The organism is Kitasatospora cheerisanensis KCTC 2395 (genome assembly GCF_000696185.1).
Classification (GTDB): domain Bacteria; phylum Actinomycetota; class Actinomycetes; order Streptomycetales; family Streptomycetaceae; genus Kitasatospora; species Kitasatospora cheerisanensis.
This window is the reverse complement of sequence record NZ_KK853997.1, coordinates 1,557,917-1,566,488: the sequence shown is the minus strand read 5'-3', so window position 1 is coordinate 1,566,488 and position 8,572 is coordinate 1,557,917. Positions and strand designations below refer to the sequence as shown.

General features: G+C 71.7%; 13 protein-coding genes. 4 read left to right on the top strand and 9 right to left on the bottom strand.

Annotation, left to right across the window (positions count from 1 at the left end):
- The 7 genes from KCH_RS42365 to KCH_RS47085 form a co-directional block, all read right to left on the bottom strand.
- Window positions 1–387: hypothetical protein (locus KCH_RS42365; protein ID WP_051652833.1), on the bottom strand; the 387-nt coding region annotated here is incomplete at its 3' end.
- On the bottom strand, window positions 384–542 hold the full coding sequence (locus tag KCH_RS41045; protein WP_157031929.1) for a hypothetical protein: 159 nt from the start codon (window positions 540–542) through the stop codon (window positions 384–386). The genes KCH_RS41045 and KCH_RS42365, both read right to left, overlap by 4 nt.
- Window positions 539–1,372 (bottom strand): hypothetical protein, encoded by an 834-nt coding sequence (locus tag KCH_RS37005; RefSeq protein WP_051652832.1) that lies wholly within the window; start codon window positions 1,370–1,372, stop codon window positions 539–541. The genes KCH_RS41045 and KCH_RS37005 overlap by 4 nt, the downstream gene beginning before the upstream one ends.
- Complete coding sequence (locus KCH_RS07045; RefSeq protein ID WP_035860293.1) at window positions 1,369–1,734, bottom strand: hypothetical protein; 366 nt, start codon at window positions 1,732–1,734, stop codon at window positions 1,369–1,371. The genes KCH_RS37005 and KCH_RS07045 overlap by 4 nt, the downstream gene beginning before the upstream one ends.
- Window positions 1,731–2,147, bottom strand: coding sequence for an HNH endonuclease signature motif containing protein (locus KCH_RS07040; protein WP_063750263.1), 417 nt, complete (start codon window positions 2,145–2,147; stop codon window positions 1,731–1,733). Before KCH_RS07040 ends, KCH_RS07045 begins: the two co-directional genes overlap by 4 nt.
- Before the next feature lie 149 nt (window positions 2,148–2,296).
- Window positions 2,297–2,575, bottom strand: coding sequence for a helix-turn-helix domain-containing protein (locus tag KCH_RS07035; RefSeq protein WP_035860291.1), 279 nt, complete (start codon window positions 2,573–2,575; stop codon window positions 2,297–2,299).
- A 22-nt stretch (window positions 2,576–2,597) separates the two neighbouring features.
- Entirely contained in the window at window positions 2,598–2,795 is a 198-nt protein-coding gene (locus KCH_RS47085; RefSeq protein WP_425268887.1) for a helix-turn-helix domain-containing protein, read from the bottom strand.
- A gap of 166 nt (window positions 2,796–2,961) precedes the next feature.
- Here KCH_RS47085 and KCH_RS07030 point away from each other — a divergent pair, with 166 nt between their 5' ends.
- The 3 genes from KCH_RS07030 (at window position 2,962) to KCH_RS07020 (ending at window position 5,363) form a co-directional block, all read left to right on the top strand.
- Window positions 2,962–3,552, top strand: coding sequence for a helix-turn-helix transcriptional regulator (locus KCH_RS07030; protein ID WP_035860288.1), 591 nt, complete (start codon window positions 2,962–2,964; stop codon window positions 3,550–3,552).
- Between the two features lie 123 nt (window positions 3,553–3,675).
- Entirely contained in the window at window positions 3,676–4,113 is a 438-nt protein-coding gene (locus tag KCH_RS42360) for a M78 family metallopeptidase domain-containing protein (RefSeq protein ID WP_035860286.1), read from the top strand.
- Window positions 4,080–5,363, top strand: a complete 1,284-nt coding sequence (locus KCH_RS07020; protein WP_051652830.1) for a tyrosine-type recombinase/integrase — start codon at window positions 4,080–4,082, stop codon at window positions 5,361–5,363. Before KCH_RS42360 ends, KCH_RS07020 begins: the two co-directional genes overlap by 34 nt.
- A 73-nt stretch (window positions 5,364–5,436) precedes the next feature.
- Here KCH_RS07020 and KCH_RS07015 read toward each other — a convergent pair whose 3' ends face one another.
- On the bottom strand, window positions 5,437–6,300 hold the full coding sequence (locus KCH_RS07015) for a 3-hydroxybutyryl-CoA dehydrogenase (RefSeq protein ID WP_035860283.1): 864 nt from the start codon (window positions 6,298–6,300) through the stop codon (window positions 5,437–5,439).
- A gap of 318 nt (window positions 6,301–6,618) precedes the next feature.
- Between KCH_RS07015 and KCH_RS07010 the strand changes: the two genes are divergently transcribed.
- Window positions 6,619–7,437 carry an SDR family NAD(P)-dependent oxidoreductase gene (locus KCH_RS07010; protein ID WP_035860279.1) on the top strand — a complete coding sequence of 273 codons (819 nt, stop codon included), beginning with the start codon at window positions 6,619–6,621 and terminating at the stop codon, window positions 7,435–7,437.
- A 17-nt stretch (window positions 7,438–7,454) separates the two neighbouring features.
- Here the strand turns inward: KCH_RS07010 and KCH_RS07005 are convergent, their stop codons facing one another.
- Window positions 7,455–8,459, bottom strand: a complete 1,005-nt coding sequence (locus tag KCH_RS07005) for a ketopantoate reductase family protein (RefSeq protein WP_035860277.1) — start codon at window positions 8,457–8,459, stop codon at window positions 7,455–7,457.
- Window positions 8,460–8,572: the final 113 nt, after the last annotated feature.

The window sequence follows — 8,572 nt, the reverse complement described above, 5'->3', positions numbered from 1 at the left end:
GATCGCCCGAACGTCGACCAAGGCCTGCGCGTAGGTCGCGCACCAGGTCCGGCAGTACCGGCGCTCCGCGCCGTCGACCACCGCGGCGACCCATCCGTCCGGGGCGGTGCCCTCGCTGCCGCAGTCCGGCTCGGTGCACGCGGCCGGCACCGGCGAGACCCGGACCGGCGACGTCGGCTCGCCGACCATGCCGCGGTTCCACGCCTGCGCGCGCCGGTCGCCGCGCGGCTTCCGGTACTTGGCGGCGTCCTCGCGGTTCGCGGCCCGGCACGGCTCGCACACCGGGATCTCCCGGTACCGGTGCTGCCGGTACCCGCGCATCGTGCCGTGGCTGATGCCGTCGTCGACGCCGCGGACGCGCGCGCGCTCCGGCTGGGTGGCGGTCATCGGCTCTCCTCGTTGCGCTGACGGGGCAGGCGGATCGGGGTGTTGGAGCGGATCTCGGTGTGCAGGCGGCGGGCGGCCAAGCGCTGCTGGAGACGCGGCCGGGCGAGCAGGCCGGCCATCACGGCCAGCGCGGCGGAGGCGATGAGGGCGATCACAGGGCACCCCCGGCCCGCAGGTGGGCGAGTGTGTTGGCGTAGGTGAGGCGGGTCTCCTGCGACCAGTCGGCCGGGTCGCCGTGCTCGCCGATCCAGGACGCGCACAGCTGCTGCTCGGCGTCGGTGTGCAGCTCGCGCACCGGCAGCGGCACGACCAGCTCGTCGGCCTGTGCGGCCTTGGCCCGGTCGTACTCGCGGAAGTCCCACTCCCACGAGTCCTCGAAGCGGAAGGCCTGCTCCTCGCGGGCCACCGGGTTGTGCCCCTTACGCCGGTGGGTGCCGGCCCAGAGCGCGGCGGCCACGCACCCGTCCGCCGAGAACTCCTTGCCGGCACCGCAGTCGCACGAGGCAACCCACTTCCCGCCGAACTCGAACTCCTCCAGCTCGGCGCGGGCCGCGACTTCGCTGGTGGTGTCGACCTCGGACAGGAACCGGGTCACGGCCCGGCCGATGCCGCGCGGCGCCCAGCCGTCGCGGATCGCGCCGACCGTGTACTCCTTGACGCGCCGGACGAACCGGTCCTCGTCGAAGGCCTTGACGCTGTCGCGGTCGCTGGTGAGCTTCTCCGCCCAGTAGCTGGGGTTGACCCGGCCGGACGGGCTGCGGAAGAACTCGAACATGTCGGGCAGCCTGGCGAACACGAAGGACTCGCCGTCGCCGCGGAAGATCAGCGTGCCCGGGGCGGTGATCAGCTCGAACCAGTAGTAGTCGCTGGTCTTCGGGGAACGGGCACGCAGGTGCCGGTACAGGCCGTCGTCGTGCAGGACGGTCAGCACGTGGTCCTTGGCGTCGGCCGCGAACCGCTCCTTGCTCTGCTGCTCGGCGTTCATGCGGCCACCGCCTCTCGGCGCGGCGCGGCGGCGGCCGGGATCGACGCCGACAGGTCGATCGCGACGTCCGCGATCACCGTGGTCATCGTCCACACGCGGCGCGGGCCGGCCGGGGTCTCGTCGGTGGTGACCTCGACCCGGGCGACGCCCAGGACGAGCCGGAGCCAGGCGTCGAGGGCGCGGAGGGCGGAGTCGTCGGCGGACCGGAGCCGGCCCGTCACTCGGGTACCGGCGATGCACCACGTCGGGGTGAGGTGCTGCGGCACGCCGGCGACGGCGGCTCGACGGACCAGGTCGGAGAGGACGCTCAGCGCCCCGGCCTGGAGCTGGAGTTCGGTGGGCTGCTGCGGCAAGGCGGTCACTTCGCACCACCGATCTGGTTGCGGCGGATGGACTTCTTGCCGTTGCGACAGGCCCGGCACGCCCTGGCCGTTCGACCGGGCGGGCGGTAGGTGTTCGCCTCGTCGTACGGGTGGCCCTGCGGGCAGTGGGTCTTGCGTCGGTTCGCGGAGGTGCTGCGCTGGACGTTCACCTTGGGCGTGACCGCCTCCAGGTGCGCCGGGTTCACGCAGTGCCGGACCTTGCACAGGTGGTCGATCTGGAAGCCCACGGGGATCGGGCCGACCAGCGCCTCGTAGGAGAAGCGGTGGACAAGCCGGTGGTGACCCGCGGCGTGGGTCCAGGCGTATCCCTCGGCGTTCTTGTGCCCCTTCCAAAGCCAGCAGTCGCCGGTGCGGTCGGTGCGGTCGAAGACCCTGGTGGCGAACTCAGCCAAGGGCGGGATGGCGATAGGCTGCATGGGCGGCCTTGCCTCCTTCTCGTTCGGGTTGGTGTTGATCGGCGGGTCGCTGGGCTCTCGCACGGGCTCCGGTTGGCAGACCGGGGGATTCGCCGGCGGGGGCCCGACCCATTTCTGCGGGTCGGTCAGGCGGCGAGCGGCTGGCGGCGCTTGGCGCGGCGCGGCTCGGGGGCCTGGCGGGTGGGGTCGAGCTCGGGGTTCGACCGGGAGTCCCTCGCCTCGTGCTCGGCCAGCCACCGGTCGAGTTCCTCGATGCGGTACATCACCCGCCCGTCGGCCCGGAAGCCCGCCGGGCCGCGCCGGCGCTCGCGGAGACCGCGGAGGGCCTTCTCAGTGCGCCCGATGTAGGCCGCAGCCTGGTCCAGCCGCAGCACCGGGGGCATCGGGACCTGCAAGGCGTCCATGATTTCCCTTCGTTTCGCATGCTCAGGGGTCGGAAATGTCGGCGACCGGGACGTTCAGCGCATCGGCGATCCGCTTGATCACCTCAGGCTGTGCGCCTCTTTGGCCACGCTCGACCCGGGACAAGTGCGCTGGAGACACGTGGACTTGACTCGCGAACCGACGTAGGCCGTAGCCCATCTGTTCACGCTTGCGTCGTATGTCTCGCCCTCGCGCTCTCACATGACCAACGTTATGGGTAATGATGGGAAACAGCAAGGCACTGTGAGGAATCAGATGCGAAACAGTGTCGGACCTGCGGGAATGGCGAGAACCCCACTGCGCGCACGTGGGGCCCTTCTGCGATGCTGTTGCCTAACGTTGTCCAACGAGGCGAGCAGGGGCAGTCATGGGGAAGTCCGCCGAGGAGTCAGTACTCGACTGGGCGCACCTGGGCGAGGAGATCCGCCGGGCGCGTCTCACCCGGAATCTCAGCCAGCAGCAGCTCGCCGAGGCGGTCGGCCTCGACCGCAAGACGGTCGGCCACTACGAGAACGGTCGCGTGCCGGCGCCGGGACGGATCCCAGACGGCTACTACGCGGTCTCCAACTTCTTCGGATGGTCGGCCGGCACGCTCGCCCGTGTTCTGGCGGGCGGGGAGGTTGTGGCACCAGCGCAGACCGTTGCAGCCGGCCAGCCGCCTGCCCCGTTCCACGGTGCGACCCCGGCGGAGCTGTTCCCAGGCGTCGGTCGGTTCGCCCGGGCGGCGGTGGCGGCCGGCGGAGACCCGCGATTGCGGGACCTCCTGGAAGACGTGGCCGACCAGCTGCTGCAGTCGGTTCCGCAGCGCGGCACGGCGCTGGCCACCTCTCAGTCCTCGTACGGGCTCGCGGCGTACCGGCCGCACGCCTGGGCCGAGGGTGACGCCGGCGTGCCGGAGGACGACGCCGAGCGGATCCACCAGGCCCTCGAGGAGCACGCCCGCAGCAAGGGCGAGTAGCTCCCCAGCGCAGGCGCAACACGCCCATCTTTACGTGCGTTTTTCCTCACAGTTCCTTAAGGCATATGAAAGACTGACCATCCGACATGCCTCCCACACCTGTCAGGAACCAGGGGGAGACGCATGCCTGTAGCCGCTGCCGTCGCCGGGCTGTCGTACGACCCGCACGCCGAACTCGACCGGATGGGCATACCCGTCCTCCGCCGATGGCTGCGGGACACCTGGGGGATCTGGTCCCCCACGCACCGAGCTGTCGTCGTCGCAGACGGACTGACGCCGGTCGAGGAGCGATGCGTCCTCGCCCACGAGCTCGAGCACATCCTCGCCGGAGATTCCGGCTGCGGCGGTGCCGCCGGCCTGCACGCCGAGCGGCTCGCCGAACTCCGGGCCGCCCGCAAGCTCATCGCCCTCTCCGACTGGGCACGCGCCCGGCAGTGGGCCGCCGACGAGTACGAGCTGGCCGCCGAACTGAACGTCACGACCTGGGTGCTGAGGGCCCGTCACGCCGACCTGCAGGGGGGTGCCCAGTGGCTGCCGGGTACATCGAAGATCGCTGGCTGAACAAGAGGCCCGACCCGGAAACGGGCAAGAGGAAGCGGACCGCCCGCTGGGGCAAGGGCAAGCGCTACCGGGTCGCGGGGATCCCGGGTGTGCGAGACGCGTCTTTCGACACGCTGGAGGACGCCAAGACCTGGAAGTCGACCGCTGAGACCGACTCGCGTCGGCTGACCTGGATGGACCCGCGAGCCGGAGAGATGACGCTCCGCACGTACGTCGAGGACATCTGGTGGCCCGGCCGGAGTGACCCGACCAACACTGCCGGCCCGATGAGGTCGAAGATCTGGAACCACATCCTCGACCCGATCGGGCACCTGCAGCTCCGCCAGATCGACGAGGAGGCGCTCCGGCAGTGGCTCAAGGGGCGCCGTGAGAAGGGCAGGCTCGGGGAGAGCACTCTGGAAGTCGTCTGGATCCACCTCGGGTCGATCCTGGGCTCGACGGTAGGCAAGCGCCTGGCGGCGAACCCGTGCCAGGCGCACATCCACCTGCGGCCGACCGGCGGGGGAGAGACGAAGGCCCGGGCTTGGTCGGCGGACGAATTCACGGACATCCGGAGCCGGATGCGGGAGCGCTACCGGATCACGGCTGACCTCGGACTGCACGCCGGCCTGCGCCAGGCCGAGATGATCGGGTTCAGCCTGGACGACATTGATGAGGCCGCCATGGTCATCAACCTCCGGCGCCAACTGCTGTGGGCGAACGGGACCACGCCCTACCTGAAGCTGCCCAAGGGCAAGAAGGAGCGGCAGATCCCGTTGTCGCCCGGGCTGCTGAAGTTGCTTCGGGAGCACGAGGAGCGGTTCCCGCCGGTGGAGATCACGCTGCCGTGGGAGGGGCCGGGGAACGGGAAGCGGGAGACGGCCACGGTCCCCCTGCTGGTGACGACGGAGTGGCGCAACCGGCTGAACCCGAGCGGCTACAACCAGCGCGTCCTGAAGCCGGCGCTCGCGGCGGCCGGCCTCATTCCCGCCAAGGGCGAGGAGGGCTGGGGATGGAGCGGAAGCAGGGAGGAGATGTTCCACCGGTTCCGGCACACCTACGCCAGCGTCCAGCTTCGGACGGAGCCGCCAGTGGCCGTGTCGAAGTGGATGGGGCACGCCTCGCCGGAGATCACATACAGGGTCTACGCTCACTTCATTCCCGACGACGGCTGGCGTGGCCGAGCGGCGGTCGACGACTGGCTCGGTGCGGGGAAGAGCCAGAACTCCCCAGATTCTCCCCGGATTGACCGCTCCGGCCGAAGTGACTGAGTGTCATGGGCCGGGTGGTGCCGGTCGACTCACCCCAGCGGAGGGTCGACCGGCACGAAGCAGCAGGTCAGGCCTACGCGGTGTAGTCGTAGAAGCCGCGGCCGGACTTGCGGCCCAGCAGGCCCGCGTCCACCATCCGCGACAGCAGCGGCGGCGCCGCGTACAGCGGCTCCTTGTACTCCTCGTACATCGACTCGGCGATCGAGACGATGGTGTCCAGGCCGATCAGGTCGCACAGCCGCAGCGGGCCCATCGGGTGGGCGCAGCCGGCCTCCATGCCCTTGTCGATGTCGGCGGCCGTCGCCACGCCCGACTCGAACATCCGCACCGCCGACAGCAGGTACGGCACCAGCAGCGCGTTGACCACGAAACCGGCCCGGTCGCGGGCCCGGATCGGCTCCTTGCCGAGCACGTCGACGGCGAACTGCTCGGCGCGGGTGGTGGTCTCCACCGAGGTGGTCAGGGTCGGGATGACCTCGACCAGCTTCTGCACCGGCGCCGGGTTGAAGAAGTGCAGGCCGATCACCTGCTCCGGGCGGCTGGTCGCCGCCGCGAGCTTCACGATCGGGATCGACGAGGTGTTCGACGCCAGGATCGCGTCGCGGCGGGCCACCACCTGGTCCAGCGTCTGGAAGATCTTGACCTTGATGTCCTCGCGCTCCGCGACCGCCTCGACCACCAGGTCCCGGTCGTGGAAGTCCGCCAGGTCGGTGGTGAACGCCAGGCGGGACAGCGCCTCGTCGCGCTGCTCCTCCGTCAGCTTGCCGCGCCGAACAGCGGTCTCCAGGGAGTTGGTCAGCCGGGTCCGGCCCAGCTCCAGCGCCTCGCCACTGGCCTCCGAGACCAGCACGTCCAGGCCCGAACGGGCGAAGACCTCGGCGATGCCCGACCCCATGAGGCCGCAGCCGACTACTCCGACACGCGCGATGTCACTCACTCAGTTGCCCTTCACGTGGAGCTGGGGGTCACCCAGCCGGTGGTGTCACGGCCGCCGCACCCCGGTCGGGCCCGGCAGTCCGCCCGGACGACGGTACTACCTGCCTTAACGCTCGTTCACCCCGGCTCGGTGCCGGGGTCGGTTCCGGGCCGGTTCCCGGGCCGGTTCGCGGCCCGGCTCGCGGGCTGGCTCCCGGGCCGGCTCCCGGACCGGCCTCCTCGAACGGGTGAGCATCGGCGGTGCGCCCGCGTCCGGCCCGCGGCAGGGGACCAGAATGCGAACGTTCAGCCGCAGGAAGCCGCCGGAGGGAGCAGGCAGATGGGGACCGGATCACTCGCCGGGCAGGTCGGACTCGTCACCGGAGCCGGACGCGGCATCGGCCGGGAGATCGCCATCGGCCTCGCCGCCGAGGGCATGGCCGTCGGACTGGTCGGCCGCACCCAGGACGCCCTGATCGACACCCTCAAGGAGTGCGTCCACCACGGCGCCCGCGGCGTCGCCGTCACCGCCGACGTCGGCCACCCCGGCGCCGTCCGCGAAGCCGTCCGCTCGATCGAACGCGACCTCGGCCCCGTCGACCTGCTGGTCAACAACGCCGGGCAGGTCGACCGCGCCGAAGTCCCGATCTGGGAGACCGACCCCGCCCAGTGGTGGCAGGTCGTCGAGACCAACCTGCGCGGCCCCTACAACATGCTGCGCAACGTGCTGCCGGGCATGGTCGAACGCGGCCGCGGCCGCGTCATCAACCTCAACAGCGGCTTCGCGCTGCGCCCCGACGGCCACTACACCGCCTACGCCACCTCCAAGGGCGCGCTGCTCCAGCTCTCCGACAACATCGCCGACTCGGTCGGGCAGCACGGCATCGTGGTGCTCGACATCAGCCCCGGCGCCGTCGAGACCGGGATGACCGCCGACATGCCGATGTTCCGGGACAAGAAGGACTGGGGCTCCATCCCCTACATGGTCGCCGTCACCGTCGACGCCGCCCGCGGCCGCTTCGACGGACTGCACGGCCGCTTCCTGCACGCCGGCCGCGACAACCTGGAGACCCTGGTCACCTCCGCCGCCGCGATCCGCTCCGCCGACGCGCGCACGCTGCGCCTGCGGCCGTACGGGCCGGACGACCCGATGGCCTGACCGTACGTCACCTCGCGCTACGCGCCGGGGAGATCGAGCAGGGCGGCGAGGTCCGTCCCGGGCAGCGAGCCCGCCGGGCGGCCCTCGCGGGCGAACACGCCCGCCAGCCGCTGGAGGGCGGCGTTGACCGGCGTCGGCACGCCGTGCAGGCGGCCCAGCAGGACCACCTCGCCGTTCAGGAAGTCCGCCTCGATGTCGCCGGTGCCGCGCGCCAGGCTCTGCCAGGACGACCCGCCGCCGCGCTCCTCGCCGTCCAGCGGCACCAGCGTCACCCGGTCGCCGCGCTTCGCCCGCTGCTCCTCCTCCGACGGGTGCCCGATTCCGGCTGCCGCCAGCACCGCCCGCCCCTCCGCCTGCACCCGCTGCCACAGCTGCGTGCGCAGCTCGCCGTCGATCGGGCCGGCCACCGCCTCCAGCGCGTTGCCGAGGTTGCTCAGCAGCTTCGCGTACTTCCACGCCATCACCCGGTCCGTCACCGGCGCGTCGAAGTACGAGGACGTCAGGTCGGCCGAGATCCGCTCAGCGAGGTCGTCCGCGCCGTGCGGGTAGCGGCCCAGGTGCAGCATGCCCGAGCGCGGCGAGCCCGCCGCCGAGACCCGGCCCGGCTCCAGGTGCGTGGACGGCAGCCACACGCACATCCCGTACACCCGGGCGAACCGGCGCAGCGCCAGGCGCTCGTTCTCCACCCCGTTCTGCGCGCAGACCAGCGGCAGCCGCTCGCCCGCCGTGCCGCCGCCCGCGACCGGGCGGGGCGCCCACTGGTCGAGCAGCTCCGCCGAGTGCTGGGTCTTCACGGCCAGCACCAGCACGTCGTCCGGCATCAGGTCGATCTCGTCGGGCCCGCCGACCGCAGGGACGGGCAGCAGGTGCGAGCCGTCCGGCGTGGTCAGCCGCAGGCCGTCCTTGCGCAGTGCCGCCAGGTGCGGGCCGCGGGCGACCAGGACCACGTCGTGGCCGCTCTGGTGGAGACGTCCGCCGATGGTGCCGCCGACCGCGCCGGCGCCGAGGAAGAGATAGCGCATGGGTCGAGCATGGCACGGCGGCCGGGCGGGAAGTGAGGGCGGGTCAGGCCCCGTGCGGGTGCGGATTCGGACGGCTTCCGGCGCTTGCGGCGCTTCCGGCGGGGCGGGTTCGG

Bases quoted from the DNA above. Each gene is read 5' to 3' on its own strand.
- KCH_RS07035 (WP_035860291.1), bottom strand. From the start codon at position 2,575: ATGGACGCCTTGCAGGTCCCGATGCCCCCGGTGCTGCGGCTGGACCAG.
- KCH_RS37005 (WP_051652832.1), bottom strand. From the start codon at position 1,372: ATGAACGCCGAGCAGCAGAGCAAGGAGCGGTTCGCGGCCGACGCCAAG.
- KCH_RS42360 (WP_035860286.1), top strand. From the start codon at position 3,676: ATGCCTGTAGCCGCTGCCGTCGCCGGGCTGTCGTACGACCCGCACGCC.
- KCH_RS07010 (WP_035860279.1), top strand. From the start codon at position 6,619: ATGGGGACCGGATCACTCGCCGGGCAGGTCGGACTCGTCACCGGAGCC.
- KCH_RS07030 (WP_035860288.1), top strand. From the start codon at position 2,962: ATGGGGAAGTCCGCCGAGGAGTCAGTACTCGACTGGGCGCACCTGGGC.
- KCH_RS07005 (WP_035860277.1), bottom strand. From the start codon at position 8,459: ATGCGCTATCTCTTCCTCGGCGCCGGCGCGGTCGGCGGCACCATCGGC.